Source organism: Nocardia sp. NPDC052566, from assembly GCF_044547285.1.
In the GTDB taxonomy this organism is placed as follows: domain Bacteria; phylum Actinomycetota; class Actinomycetes; order Mycobacteriales; family Mycobacteriaceae; genus Nocardia.
This window is the reverse complement of the sequence record NZ_JBIUAF010000006.1, coordinates 816,177-842,062: the sequence shown is the minus strand read 5'-3', so window position 1 is coordinate 842,062 and position 25,886 is coordinate 816,177. Positions and strand designations below refer to the sequence as shown.

General features: G+C 68.9%; 23 protein-coding genes. 4 read left to right on the top strand and 19 right to left on the bottom strand.

Annotated features, from left to right (window positions below; all coding sequences use genetic code 11):
- Nucleotides 1–35: 35 nt before the first annotated feature.
- The 8 genes from ACIG5A_RS33815 to ACIG5A_RS33780 all read right to left on the bottom strand — a co-directional run bounded on the left by ACIG5A_RS33815 (nucleotide 36) and on the right by ACIG5A_RS33780 (nucleotide 8,326).
- Complete coding sequence (locus tag ACIG5A_RS33815; RefSeq protein WP_397247609.1) at nucleotides 36–470, bottom strand: YdeI/OmpD-associated family protein; 435 nt, start codon at nucleotides 468–470, stop codon at nucleotides 36–38.
- 39 nt (nucleotides 471–509) lie between these two features.
- Nucleotides 510–827, bottom strand: coding sequence for a hypothetical protein (locus tag ACIG5A_RS33810; RefSeq protein ID WP_397247607.1), 318 nt, complete (start codon nucleotides 825–827; stop codon nucleotides 510–512).
- Nucleotides 824–1,051: a hypothetical protein gene (locus ACIG5A_RS33805; RefSeq protein WP_397247605.1), complete on the bottom strand. Its 228-nt coding sequence runs from the start codon at nucleotides 1,049–1,051 to the stop codon at nucleotides 824–826. The genes ACIG5A_RS33810 and ACIG5A_RS33805 overlap by 4 nt, the downstream gene beginning before the upstream one ends.
- Before the next feature lie 69 nt (nucleotides 1,052–1,120).
- On the bottom strand, nucleotides 1,121–1,456 hold the full coding sequence (locus ACIG5A_RS33800) for a TfoX/Sxy family protein (RefSeq protein ID WP_397247603.1): 336 nt from the start codon (nucleotides 1,454–1,456) through the stop codon (nucleotides 1,121–1,123).
- A 35-nt stretch (nucleotides 1,457–1,491) separates the two neighbouring features.
- Nucleotides 1,492–2,472 (bottom strand): alpha/beta hydrolase, encoded by a 981-nt coding sequence (locus tag ACIG5A_RS33795; RefSeq protein ID WP_397247601.1) that lies wholly within the window; start codon nucleotides 2,470–2,472, stop codon nucleotides 1,492–1,494.
- 40 nt (nucleotides 2,473–2,512) lie between these two features.
- The gene (locus ACIG5A_RS33790) at nucleotides 2,513–3,220 is read right to left on the bottom strand and encodes a DUF6875 domain-containing protein (protein WP_397247599.1); all 708 of its coding nucleotides are present in this window, start codon (nucleotides 3,218–3,220) and stop codon (nucleotides 2,513–2,515) included.
- 16 nt (nucleotides 3,221–3,236) lie between these two features.
- On the bottom strand, nucleotides 3,237–7,316 hold the full coding sequence (locus ACIG5A_RS33785; protein ID WP_397247597.1) for an amino acid adenylation domain-containing protein: 4,080 nt from the start codon (nucleotides 7,314–7,316) through the stop codon (nucleotides 3,237–3,239).
- Nucleotides 7,317–7,420: 104 nt separating this feature from the next.
- Nucleotides 7,421–8,326: an NAD-dependent epimerase gene (locus ACIG5A_RS33780; RefSeq protein ID WP_397247595.1), complete on the bottom strand. Its 906-nt coding sequence runs from the start codon at nucleotides 8,324–8,326 to the stop codon at nucleotides 7,421–7,423.
- A 139-nt stretch (nucleotides 8,327–8,465) separates the two neighbouring features.
- On the opposite strand from ACIG5A_RS33780, the gene ACIG5A_RS33775 reads away from it, so the two are divergent.
- Nucleotides 8,466–9,416, top strand: a complete 951-nt coding sequence (locus tag ACIG5A_RS33775) for a GlxA family transcriptional regulator (protein WP_397247593.1) — start codon at nucleotides 8,466–8,468, stop codon at nucleotides 9,414–9,416.
- Nucleotides 9,417–9,547: 131 nt separating this feature from the next.
- Here the strand turns inward: ACIG5A_RS33775 and ACIG5A_RS33770 are convergent, their stop codons facing one another.
- The 7 genes from ACIG5A_RS33770 to ACIG5A_RS33740 form a co-directional block, all read right to left on the bottom strand.
- On the bottom strand, nucleotides 9,548–10,243 hold the full coding sequence (locus ACIG5A_RS33770) for an SDR family oxidoreductase (protein WP_397247591.1): 696 nt from the start codon (nucleotides 10,241–10,243) through the stop codon (nucleotides 9,548–9,550).
- A 233-nt stretch (nucleotides 10,244–10,476) separates the two neighbouring features.
- Nucleotides 10,477–11,241, bottom strand: a complete 765-nt coding sequence (locus tag ACIG5A_RS33765; RefSeq protein ID WP_397247589.1) for a sirohydrochlorin chelatase — start codon at nucleotides 11,239–11,241, stop codon at nucleotides 10,477–10,479.
- Nucleotides 11,238–12,470, bottom strand: coding sequence for a uroporphyrinogen-III synthase (locus tag ACIG5A_RS33760; protein WP_397247587.1), 1,233 nt, complete (start codon nucleotides 12,468–12,470; stop codon nucleotides 11,238–11,240). Before ACIG5A_RS33760 ends, ACIG5A_RS33765 begins: the two co-directional genes overlap by 4 nt.
- On the bottom strand, nucleotides 12,467–12,877 hold the full coding sequence (gene nirD / locus ACIG5A_RS33755) for a nitrite reductase small subunit NirD (protein ID WP_397247585.1): 411 nt from the start codon (nucleotides 12,875–12,877) through the stop codon (nucleotides 12,467–12,469). The genes ACIG5A_RS33760 and nirD overlap by 4 nt, the downstream gene beginning before the upstream one ends.
- Before the next feature lie 64 nt (nucleotides 12,878–12,941).
- Nucleotides 12,942–15,494 (bottom strand): nitrite reductase large subunit NirB, encoded by a 2,553-nt coding sequence (nirB, locus tag ACIG5A_RS33750; RefSeq protein WP_397247583.1) that lies wholly within the window; start codon nucleotides 15,492–15,494, stop codon nucleotides 12,942–12,944.
- Between the two features lie 29 nt (nucleotides 15,495–15,523).
- Entirely contained in the window at nucleotides 15,524–17,002 is a 1,479-nt protein-coding gene (locus tag ACIG5A_RS33745; RefSeq protein WP_397247581.1) for a nitrate/nitrite transporter, read from the bottom strand.
- A gap of 361 nt (nucleotides 17,003–17,363) precedes the next feature.
- Nucleotides 17,364–18,632, bottom strand: coding sequence for an MFS transporter (locus ACIG5A_RS33740; protein ID WP_397247579.1), 1,269 nt, complete (start codon nucleotides 18,630–18,632; stop codon nucleotides 17,364–17,366).
- A gap of 65 nt (nucleotides 18,633–18,697) precedes the next feature.
- Here ACIG5A_RS33740 and ACIG5A_RS33735 point away from each other — a divergent pair, with 65 nt between their 5' ends.
- Both ACIG5A_RS33735 and ACIG5A_RS33730 read left to right on the top strand, forming a co-directional pair.
- Nucleotides 18,698–19,372, top strand: a complete 675-nt coding sequence (locus tag ACIG5A_RS33735) for a FadR/GntR family transcriptional regulator (protein ID WP_397247577.1) — start codon at nucleotides 18,698–18,700, stop codon at nucleotides 19,370–19,372.
- A gap of 184 nt (nucleotides 19,373–19,556) precedes the next feature.
- Nucleotides 19,557–21,056: an MFS transporter gene (locus tag ACIG5A_RS33730; protein ID WP_397247575.1), complete on the top strand. Its 1,500-nt coding sequence runs from the start codon at nucleotides 19,557–19,559 to the stop codon at nucleotides 21,054–21,056.
- A 57-nt stretch (nucleotides 21,057–21,113) separates the two neighbouring features.
- On the opposite strand, the gene ACIG5A_RS33725 is transcribed toward ACIG5A_RS33730, so the two are convergent.
- From ACIG5A_RS33725 to ACIG5A_RS33715, 3 genes are all read right to left on the bottom strand, one after another.
- Entirely contained in the window at nucleotides 21,114–21,965 is an 852-nt protein-coding gene (locus tag ACIG5A_RS33725) for a TIGR02569 family protein (RefSeq protein WP_397247573.1), read from the bottom strand.
- Nucleotides 21,966–22,049: 84 nt separating this feature from the next.
- A complete protein-coding gene (gene moeZ, locus ACIG5A_RS33720; protein ID WP_397247571.1) occupies nucleotides 22,050–23,234 on the bottom strand; it encodes an adenylyltransferase/sulfurtransferase MoeZ in 1,185 nt (394 codons plus the stop codon).
- Nucleotides 23,235–23,358: 124 nt separating this feature from the next.
- On the bottom strand, nucleotides 23,359–24,348 hold the full coding sequence (locus tag ACIG5A_RS33715; RefSeq protein ID WP_397248003.1) for a DUF3152 domain-containing protein: 990 nt from the start codon (nucleotides 24,346–24,348) through the stop codon (nucleotides 23,359–23,361).
- A gap of 528 nt (nucleotides 24,349–24,876) precedes the next feature.
- Here ACIG5A_RS33715 and ACIG5A_RS33710 point away from each other — a divergent pair.
- Complete coding sequence (locus tag ACIG5A_RS33710) at nucleotides 24,877–25,545, top strand: TetR/AcrR family transcriptional regulator (protein ID WP_397247569.1); 669 nt, start codon at nucleotides 24,877–24,879, stop codon at nucleotides 25,543–25,545.
- Between the two features lie 98 nt (nucleotides 25,546–25,643).
- Here the strand turns inward: ACIG5A_RS33710 and ACIG5A_RS33705 are convergent, their stop codons facing one another.
- Nucleotides 25,644–25,871: a DUF3107 domain-containing protein gene (locus ACIG5A_RS33705; protein ID WP_397247567.1), complete on the bottom strand. Its 228-nt coding sequence runs from the start codon at nucleotides 25,869–25,871 to the stop codon at nucleotides 25,644–25,646.
- Nucleotides 25,872–25,886: the final 15 nt, after the last annotated feature.

The following is a 25,886-nucleotide window of genomic DNA, read 5'->3' as shown; positions in this document are numbered from 1 at the left end:
GCGACGGTACGGTGTGTCGGGGTCGGTGTGTCTGCTCAGCGCAGCGCGGCGACCACCTGGTCGATTCTCCGCGCTCGTGTGTCCGGCCGCTTGGCGCCCTCGATCCCCTGCACCGCCTCGCGCCGCTTACTGAACGACAACGCGTCGAACGCCGCCCGCGCCCCGGCCGTCCGCAACGCGGCGGCCAGATCCTGAGGTACCTCGACAGCCCGCTCGGCGGTATCCCGCTCGACCGTCACCACCACTGAATCCCCGGGCCCCTTCCCCAACTCCGCCCGAATAGCCTTCAACATCCCCAAACAAGGCCCGGCCCCCATCGACGCGATCGACCCCGCATACGCAACCCCGTCAAAGGTCGCCTGCACGGGAATCCGCCCACCCCCACCGAGCCCCGCGACCACCACCGCGGGCACCGCCACATAGGCCCCACCACCAGGCGCTTCTTCGATCGTCCCTTCGAATCGCTCCATGAGCGAACAATAGCGCCGGCGGGCGCCGATACTGCCTCGTCAGCGGAAGAGTGCCTCGGCCAGGCGCACCACGGCGGCGGTGTCGGTGGCCGCGCCGACCGGTTCGCCGAGAGCCGCGACCGGATACCAATCGATCAGGTCAGGGATGGCCAGGCCGATGGTGTCGGTGCCGTCCGCGTCCCGATAGGACACGCGGTGCACCGACGTGAAGTCGTCGGGCACTACTCCGGGCACCACCTGGCAGACGACCACTCGCCCCTTGCCCGCGGCGAGGTAGCGCGGGCCGGAAAGCACCAGAACATAGATCGGCGCAACCGATTTCGCGGCGACGAGACGGCGGATCTCGCCTTGCCTCATCGCGACTCGCCGGTGCGCGCGGTGTCACGCAGCGCCACCTGCTCGGCCATCCATTCCTCGGTGATGCCGAGCAGGTCGTCGACCTTTTTCGAGGACTCCCACATCTCGCGATCCAGCCGGTCCTGAATGGCTTCCGCGACCCACTGCGAGACGTTGCCACCCGCGGCCGCCCGCAGCCTCGCGTCGAGGTCATCGGAAATCTTCATGGACAGCTGCTGAGTCATACGCGATAGGTTACCTCTGGTAATACCGGAAGCCGCGCTCGACACGGCGGCAGGCGAATCCGCCACGCGCTATCCCTTCGGCGGGAGGGAGCGGGCGTAGGTGACGCCGCGATCGACCCATTCGTCGAGATCCCGCTCGGCTCGGATGACCTCGGCGGTGACGCGGAGCCAGCCGTGCGCCTCGCGGCCGCCCATCACCATGACCTCGGTGCCCGCGCGTTCGAGTAGCGCGTCTTCCTCGGCGGGATCGATGCGGACAAGCAGGCCGCCCTTGCCGCTGGCCGCGACGGCCATATTGCCACCGATCAGGAAGGCCAGGCCGCCGAACATCTTCTTCTCGGTCACGTCCGGTTCCGGGTCGATCAGCTCCCGGATCCGGTCGGCCAGTTCTGTGTCGTATGCCACATCAGCATTCTGCGCCGCGGCACCGACAAGTTCCGTCAGACGCCGAGCGCCCCGGCGAATACCGGCCAGGATTGGTGGATGTCGTCCTGCCAGTAGGACCAGGCGTGGGTGCCCGCGGGGCGGAAGTTGACGGCGGCGGGGATGCCGAGCGCGGTGAGGCGGTCGACCAACGGGCGGGTGCAGCCGTCGACGACGGTCTCCATCACACCGCCGACCACCACGCGGTCGATCAGGCTGGCCGGATTGCCGTCGATACCGCGGTCGCCCAGCATTTCGTGCGGGCCGGGGGCGCCGTTGCCCGCCGAAATGTACAGCGCCACACCGCGTAACCGGTCCGCGTGCAGAGTCGGATCATTCTCGGCCCACAGCGGATTCTCCAGCCCGCCCCACATATTCGCGGCGTTGGCGCCGAATACCCCGAGCTGGGAGTGCACGAAGGCCTGCGCGAGCGGATCGCTGGTGCGCGCGCAACCGCTGTAGGCGCCGACCGCCTGATACAGGCCGGGCGCGCCGATCGCCAGGTTCAGCGCGGAGGTCGCCGACATGGACAGTCCCGCAACGGCATTGCGCCCGGTCATCTGGAAGCGGGCGTTCAGCAGCGGCGGCAGTTCGCGGGTCAGGAAGGTGGTCCATTGATTGCGGCCGAGCACCGGATCGTCGCGCAGCCAGTCGGTGTAGTAGCTGGCCCGCCCGCCCATCGGCACGATCACGTTGATCGGCTTGTCGGCGAAGAATTCCGCGACATCGGTGCGGCGCATCCACGGCCCGCCGTCCTCGCCGCCGTCGACCGCGTTGAGCAGATACAGCGCGGGCGTGCCGCCGCCGGGATGCGACATCCACAGCGTGATCGGGCGATTCATCGCCGCGGAATGCACAACGACCTCGAGCTGCCGCCCACCGAGCGGCCGGACCTCGAGTATGCGGGAACCACCGGGATCGGCGGCGGCCGTCACGGCCGGGATGGTGGCGGCGCAGAGCGCCAGCAGGGAAACCAGGCCACGCGCCAGCCGGTGCATGCGTGGTGTTCTATCACGGCAGGTGCCGCGGCCCCAGCATTCAGCGGGCGTGTTCGCCAGGCGAGTGAACGCGCAGCTCGGTGATGCCACCGGCCGCGATCTCGTCTACTCGCAACCTGTCAGCTATCGCGTGGCGCAGGTTGCGCGGCAGATCGGGAGCGACATGCGAGAGATAGGAGTACAGCCATTCGGTCCGCGCGGCGAGGAAGGGGAAGTCGGTGTTCATCATCCGGCGGATCACCAGCATCGGCACCGGCGCGTCCAGTGGATGGAAGTCCCTGTTCCACAGGCCCGATACCGCGCAGCCCGGATAGAACTGGCCGAGCATCAGTCCCTGTTCGACCACGCCGGTCTTGCGCGCCAGGTGCACCGTGTCGACGAGTTGGTGCCGGGTGAGCCCGGGGAACAGGGTGAGCGTGGCGAGCAGCCGGTTCTCGGGCTCGGCGTCGCGCAGCGCCCGGTGCAGGTCGATGGCGTCGTCAACGGCGGCGGTCATGGCGGCGGTGGTGAGGTCGTCGCCGCCGGGCACCATCGCGGCCCACAGGGCGCGGCGCTTGGTGGCCTGCCGCACGAACGGGCAGACCGGTCCGTCGCGGCCGAGACCGGGGTCCGGGTGGATCAGGCGTTCGGCGACCCAGCGGACGAGCACCTGCGCGTCACGGTGGCTGCCCGCCCAGTCCACCGGGTCGTCATAGATATTGCGCCAGGCGAGTCCGGTGCGTGCGCCGAGCCGGGTGCGCGGCGTCATCGCCCGCTCCGCATCGTCACCGCGCAGCCGAATCGGCAAGGCGCGTCAGGTGATCCGCGAGGATCGGGCCGATGACGGCGACCACGTCGGAGTTGGTGAGCTGAGCATGCGTCGCGGCGACCGGGTGTTCGATCAGCGCACCGGTGACGTAGGGCCGCCAGATCCGCGCGTCGAGCAGTTCGGTCATGCCGCGGGTCGCCGAAAAGTACAGCAGGTCACCGTCGAACACGCCGGGCCGGTAGCCGTGCGACAGGCTCACCCCGTCGACGTAGCCGCGATGCAGCCGCTCCAGTTGTCCCGCGGTCAGCCCGGTGCCGAGACTCGCACCGGCCCTTGCCAATTCGGCGGCGGCCTCGGTGGCGGTGAGGTCGTCGAGTGCATCGGCGTCCTCGGGTTCGTCGCCGAGCAGATGGGTGAGCAGATCACGCATGCGCGGCACCGGCGGCGGATCGGCGCCATCCGGGATCACCACGCTGTCCAGCATGGCGAGCACCGCGACGGCGTGGCCACGAGCGCGCAGCCGCACCGCGACGGCATGTGCGATCTGCCCGCCGAGCGACCAGCCGAGCAGGTGATAGGGCCCGTCCGGTTGTACGCGCAACATCTCGGCGACGTAGCTGTCGGCGAGCGCGTCGATGGTGGTGGCGCCGTGCGCGGGGCCGGTCAGCGTCGGCGCCTGCAGGCCGTACACCGGGCGGTCGGTGATGTATCGGGACAGTCCCGCGTAGCACCAGGCCAGCGGCACCGCGGAGTGCACGCAGAACAGCGGCGGGCGGGATCCGTTGCGGCGCAGCATGAGCAGCACGCCGAGTGCGTCGTCGGATTCGGCGGCGGTGTCGGCGGTCGCGTCGTAGCCGGCGATGCGCTGGGCGAGCGCGGCCACCGTCGGCGCGGTGTAGAGCCAGCGCACGGTCACCGGGACACCGGTCGCCGCGGCCAGCTCCGCCGAAACCGCCACACCCAGCAGCGAATTCCCGCCGAGTTCGAAGAAGTCGTCGTCCAGGCCGACGGTCGGCTGATCGGTCGTCTTGCCGAACTGCTCGGCGACCAGCCGCTGCGCCGGAGTCTCGGGCGCGCGGTACGGGTGCGCGGCGACGCCGGGCGCCGGTAGCGCGGTGCGATCGAGTTTTCCGTTGGCCGACACCGGCAACCGGTCCAGCTGGATGAGCGCGGCCGGTACCAGCGCGGCGGGCAGCGCGTCGCGCAGACGGCGGAGCAGCGCCGAGGTATCCAGTGGAACACCCTGTGCGGCAACGACATAACCGATCAGCCTCGCCTGCGGTGCGCCGGGATCGGCCACCGTGACGACCGCCTGCGCGATATCCGGATCGGCGGTCAGCATCGACTCGATCTCGCTCGGCTCGATCCGCCTGCCGCGCAGTGCGATCTGAGTATCCGCGCGACCGAGGAATTCGAAGGCGCCGTCGGCGCGCGCACAGACGAGATCGCCGGTGCGGTACAGGCGTTCGCCGGTGCCCGCCGGGTCGGCGATGAAGCGCGTCGCGGTAGCGGCGGGGGCACGGTGATATCCGGCGGCCACGCACGGCCCGCCCAGATACAGTTCGCCGCGGGCGCCGTGCGGCGCGGGCGCCAATCGGGAATCGAGCAGCACCACGCGCACCCTCGGTAGCGCGGGACCGATCGTGGCCGGGTCGTCGGGCGTCATGGCGGCGGTTTGCGTTGCCATGACGGTGGTTTCGGTCGGACCGTATCCGTTGCACAGGCGCACCCGCGGCGCCCACCGCCGCACCAGCTCGACAGGCGGTGCTTCGCCGCCGATCACGACGAGCCGCAGGGTCGGCACCTCTGCCGGGGCGAGGGTGGCCAGGACCGCAGGGGTGGTGAGGAAGTGGGTGACGGCGTTGTCGCTGATCAGCCGCGCGAGTTCGGCGCCGGCGACGATCGCGGGTGGTTCGACCACCAGTCGCGCGCCCGCCGCGAAGGTGGCGAGCAGTTCGAGCAGATGCGCGTCGAAGGCGGGCGAATGTGCGTGCAGCACCACCGAATCACGGTCGACGCCATAGTGATCGACGATGTAGCCGGTCAGCGAACCGAGGCCGCGGTGCGTGACCGCGACACCCTTGGGCATACCTGTAGTGCCCGAGGTGTAGATCAGATACGCCGGATGCGCGGCGCGCAGCGGGCGGTTACGGTCCGCGTCGGTCACCGGTGCCTCGGCGAAACCGGTGGCGATCTCGGGATCGTCCAGTGCGAGCCATTCGACCCGGCTCGGCGTATCGGCGAAACCCGCTGCCTCCCTGGCAGATCCACCCGCAGCACGCGCGGATTCACGCGCTTCCCCTGAGCGCTCCGGAACCCAGGCGGGCGCCACGGAGTTCGCCGCGCCGGTCGGCAGGTTCGCCCGTATCGAACGGATCGTCAGTCCGAGCCGCGCCGCGGAATCCGCGATCACTCTGGCAATTCGCCGCGCCGGATCGGCCGGATCGATGGGAACGAAGCACGCTCCGGATTTCGCCACCGCCCACAGCGCGAGTACCGATTCGAGCGAACGCGGCACCGCGACCAGGACGAACTCTCCCGGACGCGCGCCCGCCGCGATCAGCCTGCGCGCCAGGCGTGACGATGTCTCGTCCAGCTTCCGATAGGTCATCGTGCGCGAACCGTCCTGTACGGCGACCGCGTCGGCCACCATGCCCGAGCACAGCAGTTCAGGGAGCAGCCTGGTTCGCCCGATCGGCTGCGGCGCGGCCTGTTTCGGCGCTGGTGCGTCCAAATCCCGTATCGGACAGGATGCTTCGGCGGCAAGGAAGCGACCGAAATACTCGAGAAACAACCGGTGCTGCCAGACCACGGTGTCGTAGCGGTAGCGCGCCGGGTTCGCCTGGAAATCGATGCTCACCGTGCGCTCGTCCGGCCCGAGCTGATAGCCGTTGACCAGCAGGTCTTCCACCGGCCCGAGCGAGAGCAGCCGCACATGACCGCTCAGCGGCCCCAGGCGGAACGGCTCGACGAATCCGAGCACGTTCACCACCGGGCCGAATCCGCCCCGCGCGACCTGCTGCTGCCCGCGATCGCGCTGCATGTCCTCGTAGCGGTAGCGCTGATGGCGCAGCGCGCCGATCACCCGCAGCCGCACCTGCTCGATCACCGCACCCACCGTGCCGGCGCCGACGCCGATCAGCCGCAACGGCACCACATTCGACATCGATCCCGCCGACCGGCGCAGTGCGGCGGTCGGGCGCGCGGTGACCGGAAGCGAGAGCACGGCGTCCTCGGTGCCGGTCATCCTGGCGAGGAAACAGGCGAACGCGGCAACCACGAGTTCGGGGAACGTCGCGCCGTGGCGCAGGCGGGCCGCGGCGAGGTGTGCCGCCGTCGCGGCGTCGAGCAGCCCTGCTACCGTATGCGGTCGCGGCTCGGGCGCAACGGGATGTCCGGCCAGGCTCACCGGATCACCCAGTCCGGCAAGCTGATCCAGCCAGTACCCGCGGTCGGCGGCGGCGCGTGCCGAATCCTGGTATGCCCGTTCGTCATCCAGCAGCGCGCCGACCGACATCGGTGCACCGCCCGCCACCGCGTGCGCACCGTCGACCGCATCGCGATACAACTCGCCGGTCCGGCGCAGCACAGACGCGGCGCCGACCCCGTCGAGCACGATGTGATGGCTGCGCATGTACAGCAGGTGGTGCTGTGCCGCGATCCGGTACACGATCCCGGCCGTGAGCTCACCCGCCAGCGGATCCAGCGGCGAGCCGTGGTCGCGCGCCATATCCGTCAGCGCGGCCGCCACCGGATCGGCATGGCTCGACAGATCGGCGAGCCGGATCGGCAACTTCGCGGCGACATCCACGTACTGCCGCGGCTGGCCGTCGACCATGCGGAAGCACAGGTGCGGCGACTCCAGTTCGCGCGCCGCCTGCTCCACACACCGCCGCATCAGCTCGACATCGACGGGCCCGCGCAATTCCAGGTACAGCGCGACCGTGATCGGCACGGTGGGATACAACTGCTGCGCCACCCACCAGCGCAGCTGAGCGGTCGACAGCGGGTAGGACAGCTCCCGCCGAGCGGAGTCGGCGGATTGCGCGGCCTCGTCGTCGATCGCCTGCCCGACGCCGTCCTCCGCTCCCGTCAACCCACCTCCCTGGCCAGCCGAAACGTCCTCGGGCAAACTTACGGCATCGCCGACCGAATCAGCCGCTATTCCCGCGCAACCGTGAGGCGTTGTCGGCTTCGGCCCTACCCGATGACTCCCTTCAGCACGTCGTCCACCTCGGTTGCCGCGACGCCGAATGTGTTCCGGAGCGCGGAATCATCTGCCACGTAGGGCCGGTGCGAGAGGTAGTAGGTCTCGAACAGCTCACCCCAGAACGGGTCGGTGTGCCCCAGCACGGCAAGTTCGCGATCGGTCATCACCTCGAGTCGCGGCGCGGGCGCATCGCTCAGCACCGCCAGTCGGGTGGCGACGTCGCGCACGGTGGTGGTCGTGATCGGCGCATGCCAGGCGCGGCCCCAGGACCGGTCGTCGCGGGCCACCGCCACCGCGGCGGCCGCGGCATCGGCGATCGCGGTGAACGGATGCGGCAGGTCGAGCTCCTGCGGCACCACAGCGAGCTGACCGGCGATCACCCTGGGCTGCACGATGATCGAGAACGGCGACACCGCGCCCGCACCGAGGAACTGACCCGCCCGCACCTCGGTGACCCGCAGCCTGCCCGCATCGTGCGCGACTTTGGCCTCCTCCCACATCTGGGCGCGCACCGCACTTTTCGGGCCCGTCGCCGCCAAGGGGGCATCCTCGGTGACGACACCGTCCACCGGGCCGTATCCATACAGGTTGCCGAGCATCACATAGTCGGCGCCGACCTGCTCCGCGGCCGACCGGATGGCACGGAACAGCGGCGGAACCGTCTGCGGCCAGGTGTGATACGCGGGCATCGCCATGTTGAACACGGTCGCCGCGCCGCGCGCCAGTTCGGTGAGCGCCGCGGTGTCGAGCGCATCGGCGGCGACCGGCTCGATATTCGGATGCTGCGGACCGCCGCCGCCGCGGGAGACGATCCGCACACGGTCACCGGATTCGGCCAGCAGCAAGGCGGTTGCCGACGCGGTGGCGCCACGTCCGACGATGAGCTGTTTCTTCACGATATTCCCTTCTGCGACAACATGATTCAGTCGATCCGAGATGCCCACGCACCGATTGCCGATCGACTGCCATCAAGATTGCGCCGCGGCGGCGCGTTAGACTAGTGGCCGATCAGCCAGCTATCCCAAGGATCCGGCCATGAAAACTGTCGCCGTTGTCGCGGTACCACCCGTGAAGGCCTTCGACCTGGCCATGCCCGAAACACTGCTCGGTGCGGCGCGGGTCGCGAGCGAACCCGGCTACCGGATCATCGTGTGCACCGCCGAACCCGGCATCGTGCCAGGGGGCATGGGCGGTTTCGACGTGGTGGTCGCGCGCGGGCTCGACGCGATCGACGAGGCCGATATCGTCATCGTGCCGAGTACCGGCAGCCGCGGCACCGCCGGCGAAGCCACCCTCGCCGCACTGCGCCGCGCATCGGCCAGGGGCAAGCTCGTCACCTCGATCTGCAGTGGCGCCTTCGTCCTCGCGCAGGCGGGCCTGTTGTCCGGCCGCACCGCCACCACCCACTGGGGCCTCGCCGACGAACTCGGCACGACCTTCCCCGATGTGACGGTCCGCACCGACGCCCTGTTCATCGAGGACGGCCCGATCACCACCGCGGCAGGCGCCGCGGCCGGAATCGACCTGTGCCTGCACCTGATCCGCGCCGACTACGGCGCCGCCGTCGCCAACGCGGCCGCCCGCGCCGCGGTCGTCGCCCCGGTACGCCCAGGCGGCCAAGCCCAATTCATCGATTCCCCACTGCCCCCGGAGAACGGCCTCTCCCTCGCCGCCACCCGCAACTGGGCCATGGAACGCCTGGAATCCCCACTCTCCCTTGACGATCTGGCCACCCACGCCCGCACCAGCGTCCGCACCCTGACCCGCCGCTTCCACGAGGAAACCGGCCTCAGCCCCCAGAAATGGCTACTCCACCAACGCATCCACCGCGCCAGAGAACTCCTCGAATCCACCACCCTCCCCATGGACCAGGTAGCCCGCCACAGCGGCATCGGCTCCGCCGAATCCCTCCGCCAGCACATGCTCCGCCACGTAGGCATCCCCCCATCCACCTACCGGGCCACCTTCACCCGCACCCCGAAGTAGCCACTATCACGGCCAGACGGCTCCCGAGGTAATCGAGATGCGTCGAGCGCAGTCATATGGCCCTCGATTACGGCGTGTCGCAGGGCCATTCGACTGCGCTCGGCGGATGATCGGGCCTGATGGTCGAGCGCTCAGCCGGGTAGGCCGACCGGGCGGATGACCATGGTGTTCACGTCGACTCCTTCGGGCTGGGCGATGGCCCAGGTGATGGCGTCGGCGATGTTGTCGGGTTCCAGGGCGATGGTGGGGGCGCCTTGGGCTCGGCCGTCGAAGAAGGGGGTGTCGACCGGGCCGGGGGCGACGAGGGTGACGCCGATGCCGTCGCCGGTGACGAGCTGGCGGGTGTTCTCGGCAAGGGCGGTGACGGCCCATTTGGTGACGGAGTACATGTTGCCCGGTGAATTGCGGAAGCCCGCAACGCTTCCCAGCAGGACGATGCGGCCGCGGGTGGCGCGCAAAGCAGGCAGCGCGGCCTTGATCAGCAGGGCCGGGCCGAGGACGTTGGTGAGCACCATGTCGCGCAGGCGCTCCGGGTCGGCGTCGGCGATGGTGTCGTGGCTGGAGAAGCCCGCGCTTGCCACGACGTGATCGAGACGGCCGAAGGTTTCGGTGGTTCGTGCCACGGCGGTGGCCATCTCGTCGAAATCGGTGGCGTCACCGGTGATCGGGAGTACCGCGTCGCCCGCGTCGAGTTCGGTCGCCAGCCGATCCAGCCGGTCCCGATCCCGGCCGATGATCACCACCCGATGGCCCGCCGCGAGCAGTCGCCGGGTGGTCGCCGCGCCGATTCCGCTCGAACCACCGGTGATCAGCGTGACCTTATCCATTTGTCTCCCTAGCGCACTCACCCTGCCAACCCCTCGACAGTAGTGCAATTCCCCCGCCGCCGCGCTGCACGCGAACTCTTCCGCGGCCGCATTCCTTTCGATGTCCGCGCATACCCGATCGCCGATGACTCCGTCGGTGAGCACAACCGATCGCACGGATCAGCAGCACGCTGCGCGGCGCCGACAGCGCCTCGGAAGTGCTACCGCGTTGTAGCGATCCGAGACAAGCCGTGTCAGCGGGCGTGGGTGAGGGCGCGTGCCGCGGTGCGGTAGCGGTCGGCGATGAGGCGGACCACGGCGGGGTGGACGCCGATGGGTTCGGCTACGCCGTCGGCGCCCGCTTCGTGCAGGCGCTGCTGGAACAGGCCCTGTGCCAGCAGATACGACGCGACGAAGACGCGTTCGGCGCCCGAGTCGCGGAGGGCGGCAACGACTTCCGGGACCCGCGGGGCGCCGGTGGCGACGTAGCCGATGCGGACCGGCGCGCCGAGGTGTTCGGTGAGCATGGCGGCGGCGCGGCGAACGTCCTGGCGGGCACGGGAATCCGAGGAACCGGCGGCGGCGAAGACGACGGCGTCGCCGGGGCGCCAGCCCGCCGCGCGCAGGCGCAGGCCCATGATGCGGGCCAGTGCGGGGTCCGGTCCCATCGCGGGGGTGACCGCGACGGACGGGTGCGCGCTCTCGGCGACTTCGCGCGGCACATCCTGGTAGACGTGATAACCCGAGGCCAGGAAGGCCGGAACCACAACGGCGGGAACGGATTCCCCGTGCGTGGCGGTGAGGTCGCGCAACACTTCGGCGGGCGAAGGGCCGAGCACATCGACGAAAGCGGTTCGCACCCAGGGCACGTCGCCCGCGTCCGAGCGGAACTCGGTACCGGGCCCCGAAACCCCGGCACCGAGCTCCTTCGCTACCGCCTCGGCGAGCGCCGCGATCATCTGCACTCCCCGAGTACTCCTGGTGCCGTGCGCCACCAGCACCAGGGCGGGCGCCGTCACCAGCCGCCCGCCGTCTGCACGTACTTCGGCGCACGGACCGGGCTGCCGATACCGGCGACCGAGCCCGGGTGCGCCACCGTGCGCTCGTCGTCGCATTCGGCGGCGTCGAGCGCGAGCCGGTAGCCACGCTTGACCACCGTCTGAATGGCTTTGGGCGTGCCGAGTCCGGCGCGGAGCCTAGCGATCGCGGTCTCCACCGCATGCGTATCGTCGCCACCGCCGGGCAACGTCGCGAGCAGATGTTCGCGCGAGACAACGCGTCCCGGCTGCCTGGCCAGTGCACGCATCAGCGCCATCGGCGCGGGCGCGAGCTGACGCACCGTCCCGTCGACGACCACGCAGCCGCCGCGCACGCTGATGGTGTGCCCTGCGGCCTGAATCCGGTTGGCGCGCCTGGGCAATTCCTCCGCGACGTGGCGAGCGAGCGCACCGAGCCTGGCCCGGTGCGGCATCGTGGTGGCGACGCCGAGTTCCTCCAGCGGCGCCGCGGTGATCGGCCCGACACAGGCGGCGAGCACCCGGCCGCGCAGCGCGTGCAGCAGGCTGTCGAGCACGCCGGTTTCCTTGGCGCGCATCAACATCGATGCCACCGCGGGCGCGCTGGTGAAGGTGACGCAGTCGATGCTGCTCGTGACGATGGCCTCGATCAGCTGATCCATCGGCCCCTGATCGTCGGGCGGGGTCCAGCGATATACCGGCACCGGAACGACATCGGCTCCGGCACAGCGCAATACCTCGCAGAAGTCCGGCACCGGCTCCCATTCGGTGGTGGCGCCGTGCAATTGGACCGCGATCCGCACCCCCTCCACGCCCTCGGCCAGCAGATGGTCGAGTACTTCGGCGGAGGATTCGGAGGCGGGCGACCATTCCTCGCGCAGTTCGGCGGCGCGGATGGCGCCCTTGGCCTTCGGCCCCCTGGCGAGCAACCTGGTGCCTGCGAGCGTGTCGTGCAGGTCCTCGGCCAGCCCCCAGCCCTCGGCCGCCTCCATCCAGCCGCGGAAGCCGATACCGGTGGTCGCCACGGTGATCTGCGGCGGCGCGGCGACCAGCTGCCTGGTCACCCGCGCCAATTCGGTGTCGTCGGCCAGCGGGATGATCCGGATGGCGGGCGCGGAGACGATATTCGCGCCGCGGCGCACGAGCAGGGTGGCGAATTCGTCGGCGCGCCGTGCCGCGGTGATCCCGACGGTGAAACCGGCCAGACAGGCGCCGGTGTCGAGCTCTGTCATGCCGATCCGCCGTCCGAGTTGTCGAATCCGGCGGTGACCGGCTCGTTGGATACCGCGACGATGCCGTCGGCCACCCGCACCGCGTAGACCGGCAGCGCCGCCGACTCGTCGTCGAGGCAGCGCCCGTCCAGCAGCGAGAACGCCTGCTTGAGCAGCGGTGAGGCCACCACGGGCACCCCGCCGCGATCGCCGACGAGGCCCCGCGACATCACCGCGGCCCGCCCGATCGGGTCGATATTGCCGACGGCGTACAGCATGCCGTCGGGCAGCAGGAATAGTGCGGCCTGATGGCCACCTTTGAGCAACACCGCCACACCGCGGCCGGGGATCAGGTAGTCGAGCCGGCACGCTTGCGTCCACCCGGTGGTGGTAGCTGCGGCAATGCCGGTGGTATCGATCACGGTCATCGGGGTTTACCTCCAAACGCCTTACCCATTGGTACCGGCGTCCTGTTTCTGTGCGGTTAAGCGGTTATTTCCCCTGCGTAGACAGTGGAACGTCGGGCATCCCCAGGAGCACGGGCACCTTGCGCTCCCCGCTGTCGTCGAAGGAGATGGTCGGATCTGCCTCTTCCGGGGCGTTGACGAAGGAGACGAAGCGCGAGAGCTTCTCCTCGTCCTCGAGCACCGCCGCCCATTCGTCCTGGTAACCGGCGACATGCTGGGCCATGGCCGCCTCCAGGTCGCCGGCGATGCCGAGGCTGTCCTCGCAGATGACCTGCTTGAGGTAGTCCAGGCCACCCTCGAGCGCCTCCTGCCACGGCGCGGTGCGCTGCAGCCGGTCGGCGGTGCGGACGTAGAACATCAGGTACCGGTCGATGTAGCGGATCAGCGTCTCGTCGTCGAGGTCACCGGCGAGCAGCACCGCGTGCTTGGGCGTGAGGCCGCCGTTGCCGCCGACGTAGAGGTTCCAGCCGTGTTCGGTGGCGATGACGCCGACGTCCTTGCCGCGCGCCTCCGCGCATTCGCGGGCGCAACCGGAGACGGCCAGCTTGAGCTTGTGCGGCGAACGCAGTCCGCGGTAGCGCTTTTCGAGCAGCACCGCCATCCCGACCGAATCCTGCTGACCGTAGCGGCACCAGGTGGAGCCGACGCAGCTCTTCACCGTGCGCAGCGACTTGCCGTACGCGTGACCGGATTCCATGCCGACATCGACGAGGCGCTGCCAGATCTGGGGCAGCTGTTCGACCCGCGCGCCGAACAGATCGATGCGCTGGCCGCCGGTGACCTTGACGTAGAGCCCGAAGTCCTTGGCGATCTGGCCGATGGTGATCAGCTGATCCGCAGTGACCTCACCGCCTGGCATCCGCGGCACCACCGAATAGGTGCCGTTCTTCTGCATATTGGCCAGGAAGTGGTCGTTGGTGTCCTGCAGCGCGGCCTGTTCGCCGTCCAGGATGTGCTCGCTGGAGGTGGAGGCGAGGATGGAGGCGACGGTCGGCTTGCAGATATCGCAGCCGGTTCCCTTGCCGTACTTGGCGATCAGGCCGGAGAAGGTGCGGATGCCGGTGACCTGGACGATCTGGAACAGTTCGGCGCGGGACTGGCCGAAGTGCTCGCACAGCGCCTTGGACATCTCGACGCCGGACTGCTCGAGCAGCTTCTTGAGCATGGGAACGCAACCGCCGCAGGAGGTTCCGGCGGTGGTGCACTTCTTGAGCGAGGCGATGTCGCAGGCGCCCTCGTCGATGGCGCCGCAGATCGCGCCCTTGGACACGTTGTTGCAGGAGCAGATCTGGGCGTCGTCGGGCAGCGCGTCGGCGCCGAGTTCCGCACCGGCGGGCGAGATCAGCGCCGCGGGCTCGGCGGGCAGCGGACGGCCGACCAGCGGACGCAGCGCCGAGTAGGCGGTGGCGTCGCCGACCAGGATGCCGCCGAGCAGCGTCTTGGCGTCGTCGGAGACAACGAGTTTGGCGTAGGTGCCCTTGGCCGCGTCGTGCAGCACCACCGACAGCGCACCCTCGGTGGTGGCGTGCGCGTCACCGAAGCTGGCCACGTCGACGCCGAGCAGCTTGAGCTTGGTCGACATGTCCGCGCCCGGGAATTCGCCCGCGCCGCCGAGCAATCGGTCCGCGACGATCTCGGCGGTGGTGTATCCGGGGGCCACCAGGCCGTAGCAGGTGCCCTCGACCGCCGCGCATTCGCCGATGGCCCAGATGTTCGGATCCGAGGTCTGCAGGCCGAGATCGGTGATGATGCCGCCGCGCGGACCGACCTCGATGCCCGCGTCGCGGGCAATCTGGTCACGGGGGCGCACACCGGCGGAGAAGACCACCAGCGCGGCCTCGATCACCGTCTCGTCGGAGAGGGTGACCCGCAGCCGTCCCGCGCCGCCGGACACCGCGTCCGCCGACTCGATCGACGAAGTCCCCACTCCGGTATGCACATTCAGGCCGAGGTCGGTGACCAGGCGCTCCAGGATGGCGCCACCGCCCTCGTCCACCTGCGCGGGCATCAGCCGGTCGTTGTACTCGACCACGTGCGGGGTGAGTCCCAACAGCCGCAACGCATTCGCGGCCTCCAGACCGAGCAGGCCGCCGCCGACCACGACGCCGACCGCACCGGGCCCGGCCGCCTCGGCCGTGGCACGGATGCCGTCCAGATCCTCGATGGTCCGGTAGACGAAGCACTCCGGCAGGTCGTGCCCCGGCACCGGCGGCACGAAGGCGTACGACCCGGTGGCGAGCACGAGCGCGTCGTAGGCGATGGTGTCGCCCGCGCTGGTGGTGACCTTGCGCGCGGCCCGGTCGATCGATTCGCCGCGCTGCCCGAGCCGCAGCTCGACCAGGTCGTCGCCGGCGTATTCGTTGCCGGGCAACGCGAGTGCGCTCGCGTCCCATTCACCGACGTAGGCGGACAGGCCGACGCGATCGTAGGCGGGCAGCTGCTCTTCGCTCAGGACGACGACCTGCCACTGGCCGACCTCGTCCCGGGACCGCAGCGCCTCGACGAACCGGTGCCCGACCATTCCGTGGCCGAGGACAACCGCGGTCTTGCGCTGAGCGGGTTCGACTGGCGAGTTCATGACATGTCCTCCGGTGGATCGATCGGGTGTCAGGCGCGGGCCGACACGGACGGCGCGACAGTGCTTGCGGTAGCGGTGGATTCGGCCGCGCGCACGAGTGCCTCGGCCGCGTCGACGACATCGTCACCCGCGGCAGCTGTGTTCATGGGCCTCGGGCGACGCAGGAACACGGCCCACGTCACGGCGACACACACCACGTAGAAGGCCATGAAGACCCAGAACGCGGTCGTCGCGGATTTGGTTGCGGCATAAGAGGAACGGAGCACCAGGTTGATGGCGACGCCGCCGAGCGCGCCGACCGCGCCGACGAAGCCGATCAGCGCACCCGAGGTGTTCTGCGACCACGAGGCGCGTTCGGCATGACCGAGCGGCAGGCTCTTGGACTTGGCGTCGAAGACCGACGGGATGATCTTGGTGACCGCGCCGTTGCCGAGGCCGGACAGGATGAACAGTCCGATGAAGCCGATCACCAGCGCGACGAGCACCGCACCGGTCGGACCGCCGGAGCGGTCGCCGAGGGTGCTGGCCACGGCAACCACGATCGCCGCGACCGTCATCGCGCCGAAGGTGAGCGCGGTGATCCGGCTGCCGCCGAGCCGGTCGGCCAGCTTGCCGCCGTAGGGCCGGGCCAGCGAACCGAGCAGGGGGCCGAGGAAGGCGATCTGCGCGGCGTGCAGCGTCGCCTGGACCGCCGTGTCACCGCCCGCCTTGAAACTCAGCTGCAGTACCTGGCCGAACGCGAAGCTGTAGCCGATGAACGAACCGAAGGTGCCGATGTAGAGGAAGGCGATCGCCCAGGACTGCGGCACCTTCAGCGCGGTGACCATCGAGGACAGATCGGCCCGCTGGTTGCGCAGGTTGTCCATGAACAGCGCGGCGCCGAGTCCGGCGAGCGCGACGAGCACCAGGTAGACCGCGCAGACCACGGTGGCATAGCGGTTGCCGAGGGTGGCCAGTACCGCGAGCCCGACCAGCTGGACGGCCGGGACACCGATATTGCCACCGCCCGCGTTCAGGCCGAGTGCCCAGCCCTTGAGCCGCTGCGGGTAGAAGGCGTTGATGTTGGTCATCGAGGAGGCGAAATTGCCACCGCCGAAACCGGCGAACGCGGCGACGACGAGGAAGGTGGTGTACGAAGTGCCCGGCTGGTTGACGAAGTAGAGCGTGAGCAGCGTCGGAATCAGCAGCAGCAGCGCGCTGAACACGGTCCAGTTGCGGCCGCCGAATTTCGCGGTGGCGACGGTGTACGGAATGCGCAGCGCCGCGCCGACCAGGGTCGGCACCGCGACGAGGAAGAACTTGCCCGCCGCGTCGATGCCGTACTTCTCGGTCGGCATGAACAGCACCATCACCGACCAGATCGACCACACCGAGAAACCGACGTGCTCGGCGATCACCGACCAGATCAGGTTGCGCTTGGCGACGTCCTTACCGCCCGCTTCCCAGGCGACGACATCCTCGGCATCCCACTGTTCGATATCTCTGTTCCGCGTCAGCGTGCTCACCAAGGGCCTCCCAAGATCCGGTTGGCCCAACGGTAGGAAACGGGTATTGCCGCAATGCTGCGCGGAATGACCGGCAAATCAACGGTTGCTCACGGTTCTCCGAAATGCGGGGTGAGCTCGGCCGTTTGTTTCCGCCGTGTGACGCGGCGGTTTCCGCGGGTCACGAACAGCCGACCACGAGGTGCGGGCCGGTGAGATGCGGACGCCCCCAGAGTGGTCCGCACCTCACCGGCCCGCAACGCTCCCCCGCCTCCCCGCGACTTCAGGCCAGACTCGGGTGCCGCGACCGTTTCGCAGGCGGCCGGCGGTGAGCTGACGGTTCAGCTCTGGGCGTACCCGACGAGTTACCCATGTACTCGCCAGCTCAGTTGTTCTGTTTCGAGCTCCAGGTGTCTTCCAGCAGCCGCGGCTTGCACGCCTGCCAGGCGCCCGCGAGCAGCACGAGCACCGCGACGCCGAGCATCGCGAACGGGGCGAGCCAGCCGTCGGTCGCGGTGTGCAGGAGACCGAACAGCACCGGGCCGACACAGGCGACCGCGTAGCCGACGCCCTGGGTGAATCCGGACAGCGCCGCCGAACCCGCGGAGGTCCTGGTGCGCAGGTTGATCAGCGTCAGCGCCATCGGGAAGGTGCTCGGGCCGAGGCCGAGGACGAGCACCCACAGCAGCGGCGCGCTCATCGGGGCGATGAGCAGGCCGGCGAAGCCGATGAAGAAGAACACCGCACAGCCGACGACGACGAGGAACGGGTTGCGGAACCTGGTCACGATCGTCGGCGCGCTGAACGCGGCGACTAGGCCGATCAACGCGAAGATGCCGACCATGCTGCCGCCGAACTGCGCGCTGGCGCCCGCCTCGCTCAGGATCTTGGGCAGCCACGCGAAGATCGCGTAGGTGATCAGCGAGGTCATGCCGAACATGCCCGCCATGCCCCAGGCCAGCGGCGAGCGCCACGGCCTACCGGTCGGCTTCGCGGCGGGCATCCCGGTCTTGTCCTCGACATCGTGCCCGCGCCGGTCGCGCAGCACCCCGATCCACGGCACCGCGGCCGCGAAACCGAGCACGGCCCACAGACCGAGCGAGATCCGCCAGCCGTGCGAATCGGCGATCGGCACCGCGACGAGCGCGGGGATGACCGTGCCGAGCTGCACCATGACGATGTAGAGGGAGCTGACCACCGCGAGGCGATCACCGAAGTAGCGCTTGACCAGCGGCGGGATCACCACGTTGCCGATGCCCATGCCCGCGAGCGCGAGCGCGGAGAACAGCAGCAGCGTCGCGGTGTCGCCCATGAGGACGCGGATCAGCATGCCGGAGCCCGCCATCAGCATGGCGGTGAGCGCGGTGCGCTCCAGCCCGAGGCGGCGCACCAGCAGCGGAGTCAGCAACCCGGACAGCGCGAACATCGCGGTGGGGATCATGCCGAACACGCCGACGATCGCCGTGGAATAGCCAATGTCCTGTCCGATGCGCTCGGCAAGCGGACTGAACGCGGTGACCGCGACCCGGAGCGTGAGCGCGGACATGACGATCGCGGCCAGTACCAGCAGGCGGCCTTCCGTCAGGGCGCGCCGACGGACCTCGACCGGCTGGAATTCCGGGCGAGTCGTGGTTTCCGGGAGGGTTGCAGTCACCGAGAAATCATAGGATGACCAGACGATCTGACACAATGATTTGTGACGGGCGGTACTCTATGTCGGTGCAACCAGTCCGGCGCACCAGCCTCATCGCCCAGGTAACCGAACAACTACGAGCCGAGATTCGTTCCGGCCGTTGGCCAATCGGGTCCCGTATCCCCACCGAACCGGAGCTCACCGAGCTCACCGGAACGGGTCGAAACACTGTCCGAGAGGCGGTGCAGGCCCTAGTCCATGCCGGCATGCTGGAACGCCGCCAAGGTTCCGGCACCTATGTGATCGCCATCTCCGATCTCGGCGGCACCCTCGGCAAGTACTTCGCCGACGCCGAGGAGCGCGACATCCTCGAACTCCGCCAGGCGCTCGACACCACGGCGGCCGGATTGGCCGCGCGCCGCCGCGACGACGTCGATATCGCGAACCTGAAGCGACTGCTCGAGGAGCGCGCCAAGCAGGATTGGGACAAGCCCAACCGCGCGGCCATCGAGATCGACGTCGAACTGCACCGCGCGATCGTGGTCGCCAGCCACAACGCGGTGTACCTCGAGTTCTACGATTCGCTGTTACCGATCATCGAACAGGTCATCCATTCGCGGACCGCGAAATCCGACGACTCCTACGACGCCGAGCACATCGAGATGGTGCAGGCGATCATCGCGGGCGACGCCGAACGCGCCGCGCTGGCGGCGCGCTGCTTCCTCGACGCGCTCATCGCCGAATACCCCGACGCCAGGTAACCAACAGGTCACCAACGACTCGATCGCCCGGTGAGGCGGATTTGCCCGGAACGTCACCCAGTGACGTTCCGGCGCAACATCCGCCACCTACCTTTTGTCTCGACCGTAGCCAGGCAACTCCACTCGAGGTCGCCGCGACGATGCCGCGACACCGAGCGGGCCGAGCCGATCGAGAGGTACGCCGATGACCGCAGCACCCGCTGCCACCGGCCAGCAGTCGGAGACAACATCCACCGGGACACCGGCTTTCGAGCATCGGCGGCGCGGCCGCTGGCTGGAACACTGGGATCCGGACAACCTGAAATTCTGGGAATCCGGCGGAAATCGCACCGCGCGTAAGAATCTGATGTTCTCGGTATTCGCCGAGAATCTCGGATTCAGCGTCTGGGTCATCTGGGGCACCGTCGTGACCAGCATGGGCGCGGCAGGCTTCGACTTCCTGGCCGGGCTCGGCAAGGGCAATCCGGCCGCGGTGAGCAACGCACTGCTGCTGACCTCGACCCCCACGATTGTCGGTGCGGCACTGCGCATTCCGTACACCTTCGCCATCCCCAAGTTCGGCGGCCGCGCCTTCACCGCGTTCAGCGCGGCGATGCTGCTCGTCCCGACCCTCGGCCTGGCCTACTTCGTCAATCAGCCCGGCACGCCGATGTGGGTGTTCATGGTGCTCGCGGCGCTCGCCGGTGTCGGCGGCGGCAACTTCTCCTCCTCGATGGCCAACATCTCGTTCTTCTTCCCCGAGGGGAAGAAGGGTGCGGCACTCGGCATCAACGCGGCGGGCGGCAATCTCGGCGTGGCCCAGACCCAGCTCATCCTGCCGCTGCTGATCACGCTCGGCACGCATCTGACGGCGAAGGATCCGGCGGGCTACCGGTTCGGCATCACGCTGTCGGTGCTGGTGTGGGTGCCGTTCATCCTCATCGCCACCTTCGGCGCGCTGCGGTTCATGGACAGCATCAGCAGCGCGAAATCCGATGGCAGGTCCTACAAACTGGCGCTGACCAACCGGCACACCTGGGTGATGTCGTTCCTCTATATCGGCACCTTCGGCTCGTTCATCGGGTTCTCCTTCGCCTTCCCGACGCTGATCAAGGCCAACTTCCCCGACCTGGCGAAGATCGGCTGGATCACCACGCTCGGCAACCTCGCCTTCCTCGGCGCGCTGGTCGGTTCGTTCAGCCGCCCGTTCGGCGGCTGGGTGTCGGACCGGGTCGGCGGCGCCAAGATCACCGTGTACGTCTTCGGCGGCATGGCGATCGCCTGCGCGCTGATCATGGCGGCGCTGTCGCTGAAGAGCTTCCCGCTGTACCTGGCGGCGTTCCTGATGCTGTTCGTGCTCACCGGGATCGGCAACGGCTCCACCTACCGGATGATCCCGTCGATCTTCAGCGCCGAGGCCAGGAAGTACGCCTCCGAGCACGGCATGGAGCTCACCGAGGCCACCGCGTCGGCGCGGCGGCAGGCGGGCGCGGCGATCGGCGTCATCGGTGCGATCGGCGCCTCCGGCGGCTACCTGCTGCAGCAGGCACTTCGGTTGTCCAATATCAACTTCCACAGCATGGCGCCCGCGTTCTGGAGCTATGCCGGTGCGTTTCTGGTGATGGCCGGGGTCACCTGGTGGTTCTATCTGCGGTCGTCGTTCGCGATCGGGCGGGTGCCTTCGCTGGCATACGCGAACGTGTGACAAGGAGTTCCTCGGTGCGGTGGCTGCCACGGGTGGCCACCGCATTGCCTTGTGCGCCTACAGCATCAAGCGCACCATGTCGGCGGTGCGGGCCAGCCCGGGAAATGCCTCGGGCGTCGATCTCGGATGTAGCGCGTGCACCGCGAGCCGGAACATGACCGCGCGCAACAACATCTGCGGCCACTCGGGTAGCTCGCGCCACCTGTCGAGCAGCCCGTCGTCCGCGCCGCCCCAGGCGAGCGCGTCGACGACGATGACTCCGGCGGCCCACGGCGCGGGCCGCCAGTAGGGCGTGATATCGGTGAGTCCCGGCGTGAAAACCCCCGCGAACAGCACGGTTCCGAACAAATCGCCGTGCACGAGCTGCGCAGGCGTCTGCACCGGTTTGCGCAGCGTGGCCAGCTGACCGATCAGCTCCATGCTGCGCTGACCATCGGGCGACGTGGTCGGCAGCGGACCGCCTGCTCGTAAACTACGTAGCGGCACCGCTTCCCACGCGGCGCGGTCGGCGGCGACGAAGACGTCCACATCCACCCACGGCGCCACGGGCGGCTGGACGAGGAACCGCGGCCGCTCCAGCTTCGCGGTGGCCTGATGTAGCCGCAGCGAGACCGAAACCACCTCGTCGTGCCTGGGCTCGGGCGAGCCCTCCAGAAAAGTGTCGGCGCGCCAACCGGATACGACGTAGCGCCCGTCGGTCGCGCGCACCGGCCTGGCCAGGCGTAGGCCGTCCACCTTCAGCGTCTCGCGCACCTTCGCCGACCACGCCGCCCTGGCATGGTCGGCGACCGGGCTGAGCACCACGTCACCGAGACGCCAGGCACCGTCCCAGTCTCCGAGCGAAACCGGGGTCACCTCGCGTAGACCGAACGTGGCTCGCACGTGCTCGGGAGGTTCCACAGAAGTCACGGCCGTACGGTACCGCTGTGTTTAATGGGCGCACCTCCGGCGCGCCGGGTGGGTTGCGCGGCCGATATGCCGCGCAACCTGCGATCAGTAGACCGGCAGCGACGGATCGATCTGGTTGGCCCAGGCGATGATTCCGCCCTGTACGTGGGTGGCGTCGGCGAATCCGGCGCGCTTGAGCGCGGCGAGTGCCTCGGCCGAACGCACACCGGTCTTGCAGTGCAGCACGATCGGACGGTTCTGCGGCAGCTCGGACAGCGCTTCACCGGACAGGATGCGATCCTTCGGGATCAGCTTCGCGCCCTCGATATGCACGATCTCCCACTCGACCGGCTCGCGCACATCGATGATCTCGATGTCCTTGCCCGCGTCGAGCAGTTCCTTCAGCTCACGTGCGGTGATCGTGGAATCGGCCGCGGCGGCGGCGCCCTCCTCGGACACCACACCGCAGAACGCCTCGTAGTCGATCAGTTCGGTGATCGGCTGACGCTCCGGATCGCGGCGCAGCTTGATGGTCCGGTAGTTCATGTCCAGTGCGTCGTACACCATCAGACGGCCGAGCAGCGGCTCACCGATACCGGTGATCAGCTTGATCGCCTCGGTGACCATGACCGAACCGATGGACGCGCACAGCACACCGAGCACGCCGCCCTCGGCGCAGGACGGGACCATACCCGGCGGCGGCGCCTCCGGGTACAGGTCGCGGTAGTTGATACCGCGCCCGTCCGGTGCGTCCTCCCAGAACACCGAGACCTGGCCCTCGAAGCGGTAGATCGAGCCCCAGACGTAGGGCTTGCCCGCCAGCACGGCGGCGTCGTTGACCAGGTACCTGGTCGCGAAGTTGTCGGTGCCGTCGACGATCAGGTCGTATTCGCGGAACAGCTCGATCGCGTTCTCCGGCTCCAAGCGGATCTTGTGCAGCCGCACGTCGATGCCGGAGTTGATCTCCAGGATGGAGTCGCGCGCGCTGTCGGCCTTCGGGCGGCCGATATCGGACTCACCGTGGATGATCTGCCGCTGCAGGTTGGAGGCGTCCACCTCGTCGAATTCGACGATGCCGAGCGTCCCGACGCCCGCCGCGGCCAGGTAGAGCAGTGCGGGCGAGCCGAGCCCGCCTGCGCCGATCACCAGCACCTTGGCATTCTTCAGCCGCTTCTGCCCGTCCACACCGAGATCCGGGATGATCAGGTGGCGGCTGTAGCGGGCGACCTCGTCCCTGGTCAGTTCCGCGGCCGGTTCGACCAATGGCGGCAGGGACTTTGGTGATGACACGTCCAGGACTCCTCGAATCGAATTGCCGATCGCAGTAACGCCTAGCTACAACACCGGCGACCGGGCCGTTCTTCCCCGCCTATCGTCGCGTACCGCCCGGCCGCGGCCGCAGCCGCCCCCGTGCTCATCCGCGCGGGTAGGGCCAGGCGTTGAAGCGGCAGCGTTTACCGTCCATCGGGACGATACCGCCGGGATCCAGTGTGGCGATGTCGTTGTTCTTGGTGCCGAAGGTCTGCTGCATCATCACCGGCGCGAGGCCGCCGTCGGTATCGCACGGCTGATGCTGGTGATAGCCGATGGCGTGGCCGACCTCGTGATTGATCTGATACTGCCGGTAGGAGCCGATATCGCCCTCGAAGGCGACCGCGCCGCGCACCCAGCGCACCTCCGAGACCACCACCCTGCCCATATCGGCGTTGTAGCAGGACGAGTCGATGGGGATGTCGAACCCGCAGGCCTTGCGGGTGGATTCGCGCGAGGCGAGCGAGATCCGGAAATCGGTGTCGCCCTGATCGACCCGGCGGAAGGCGAATTTGCGATCGTGGGTCCAGCTGCGCGGATCGGCCAGCGTCGAGTCGATCATCTTGGCCACCGCGGCGTCACCGCCGAAGGCGGAGGTGTCGATGCCGTCCTCGATCTCCACGGTGTAGCGGAAGACGATGTCGGAGCCGGTACCGACCTGCGCCGTCGTCCCTGGCACCACATGCCAGACGCCGGTGCCCGCCTCGACGAACGGGCCGCCCTCGGGCAGCGCGCCGGTCGGGAGATCGGTCGGGAAGTGGCCGTCGCCGGGCGGCGCGCCGCCGATGATGCCCGCGGTCGCGGCACGCGGGCTGAGTTTGCCGAAACCGGGAATGCCGCCGGTCGCGGCCGGTGCGTCGGTACCGCGCACCGCGTCGACCACCACGAGCACGGTGACCACGAACAGCACGGGCAGCGCGTACGCGCGCCAGCCGTAGGTGCGGACGAATCTGCCGAGCGCGCTCTGCTTCTTGGTGTCGCGCTCGGGCCGTGCGCGCGATCTGCTCTCGTCGGGAGCGGTCGGATCCCAGCGGGCTCGCAGCGGTTGATGGGAGCGATCGCGAGTCTCGTACAGACCGAGTGGGTCGTAGATCTCGACGCCGTTGCGGTCACGCTTGGTCGACCGCTCCGGTCTGCTTCTGGGCGGCGGCCCGGTTCTCGGCGGCGGGCCGCCCTCGGGATTTCCGGCACTGGGCCGTCCAGCGGTGTCGGGTCGTCCAGCAACGTCGGGCCGTGCCGCAGCGCCGGTGCGGGCCGCTGCGCCCGATCGTGCTTCTCGGCCGGACCTTGCCACGGACTCCGACACTACGGAACCGGGCGCGGCGGAGCCAGCGGGACGACGTGCCTCCTGGCCGCCGCCCGACGGTCTTTCCGATCGGTCCGTCACGCCATTCAGGCTCTCACAGCGCGCAAGACCCCGACGTCGGGCACACCATTGACGGGGGCCGCTGCGACATATGTCACGGCGGGGTACTACATTCGCCTGCCAGGGCCCGTCCGTATAGCGGGCCACCACCATGTTCCCCGCGCGGTCGGCGCGCAGGAGCGACGACCAGGTATCGTTCATGGGATACCCGGTGCACACCCCCTCTTTGCCGGGGAATCGACTGGGAGAGCCGAAATGACTGACCTCGTGGACCGGACGACGTCCCGCAGAGCATCGTCGTCCGCGACCGCGGCACCGGCCAAACGCGGTACCCGGCTTCCACGCGACGAACGTCGCCAGCAACTACTCCAGGCCGCCAGTGAGGTCTTCGTCCAGCGCGGCTATCACGCCGCGGGCATGGACGAGATCTCGCAGTGCGCCGGGGTGAGCAAGCCGGTGCTGTATCAACACTTCACCAGCAAGCTGGAACTGTACCTGGCGGTGCTGCAGAACTACGTCGACATGCTGGTCCAGAGCGTGCGCCAGGCGCTGCGCTCGACCACCGACAACCGCCAGCGCGTGCGTGCCGCCGTGCAGGCGTACTTCGACTTCGTCGACAACGAAATGCAGGGCTTCCGATTGGTTTTCGAATCGGACCTGACCAGCGAGCCGCAGGTGCAGCGCCGGGTGGAGCAGGCGACCGAGGCCTGTGTCGACGCCGTCTTCGATCTGGTGGCCCACGACTCGGGCCTCGACCCGTACCGCGCGCGCATCCTCGCGGTCGGCCTGGTCGGCGCGAGCCAGTTCACCGCGCGCTACTGGCTGGAGGCCGATCGGCCGATCCCCAAGGAGGAGGCGGTCGACACGACCGTGCAGCTCGCCTGGGGCGGCCTATCCCACGTGCCGCTGCACCCGATCGACTGAAGACCCGTCGACTGAAGACCAACGAAAACAGGCCCCACCTTCTGATGTCAGAAGGTGGGGCCTGTTTTCGTTGGTCCAGATAATCAGGTCCAGAAGTATTACACGGCGGCGAAGCCGACGCGGCCCGCGCTGACCGCGCCGATCTCGACGTAGGCGACCTTGGATGCCTGGATCAGGTACTTGCGCCCCTTCTCGTCGACGAGCACGACCACACCGCCCTCGCCGCTCAGCGCACCGGACACCAGCGCCTCGACCTCGTCGGGAGTCTGCGGGCTGTTGATCACGAGCTCGCGCGGGCTATCCGAAATACCGATCTTGACCTCCACGGCCAACCTCCGAAC

Excerpts from the sequence above, each read along its gene's own strand:
- ACIG5A_RS33805 (WP_397247605.1), bottom strand. The coding sequence starts at position 1,051 with ATGACTCAGCAGCTGTCCATGAAGATTTCCGATGACCTCGACGCGAGG.
- ACIG5A_RS33815 (WP_397247609.1), bottom strand. The coding sequence starts at position 470 with ATGGAGCGATTCGAAGGGACGATCGAAGAAGCGCCTGGTGGTGGGGCC.
- ACIG5A_RS33775 (WP_397247593.1), top strand. The coding sequence starts at position 8,466 with ATGAAAACTGTCGCCGTTGTCGCGGTACCACCCGTGAAGGCCTTCGAC.
- nirB (WP_397247583.1), bottom strand. The coding sequence starts at position 15,494 with ATGAACTCGCCAGTCGAACCCGCTCAGCGCAAGACCGCGGTTGTCCTC.
- ACIG5A_RS33790 (WP_397247599.1), bottom strand. The coding sequence starts at position 3,220 with ATGACGCCGCGCACCCGGCTCGGCGCACGCACCGGACTCGCCTGGCGC.
- ACIG5A_RS33770 (WP_397247591.1), bottom strand. The coding sequence starts at position 10,243 with ATGGATAAGGTCACGCTGATCACCGGTGGTTCGAGCGGAATCGGCGCG.
- ACIG5A_RS33760 (WP_397247587.1), bottom strand. The coding sequence starts at position 12,470 with ATGACAGAGCTCGACACCGGCGCCTGTCTGGCCGGTTTCACCGTCGGG.
- ACIG5A_RS33810 (WP_397247607.1), bottom strand. The coding sequence starts at position 827 with ATGAGGCAAGGCGAGATCCGCCGTCTCGTCGCCGCGAAATCGGTTGCG.
- ACIG5A_RS33730 (WP_397247575.1), top strand. The coding sequence starts at position 19,557 with ATGACCGCAGCACCCGCTGCCACCGGCCAGCAGTCGGAGACAACATCC.
- nirD (WP_397247585.1), bottom strand. The coding sequence starts at position 12,877 with ATGACCGTGATCGATACCACCGGCATTGCCGCAGCTACCACCACCGGG.
- ACIG5A_RS33795 (WP_397247601.1), bottom strand. The coding sequence starts at position 2,472 with ATGCACCGGCTGGCGCGTGGCCTGGTTTCCCTGCTGGCGCTCTGCGCC.
- ACIG5A_RS33710 (WP_397247569.1), top strand. The coding sequence starts at position 24,877 with ATGACTGACCTCGTGGACCGGACGACGTCCCGCAGAGCATCGTCGTCC.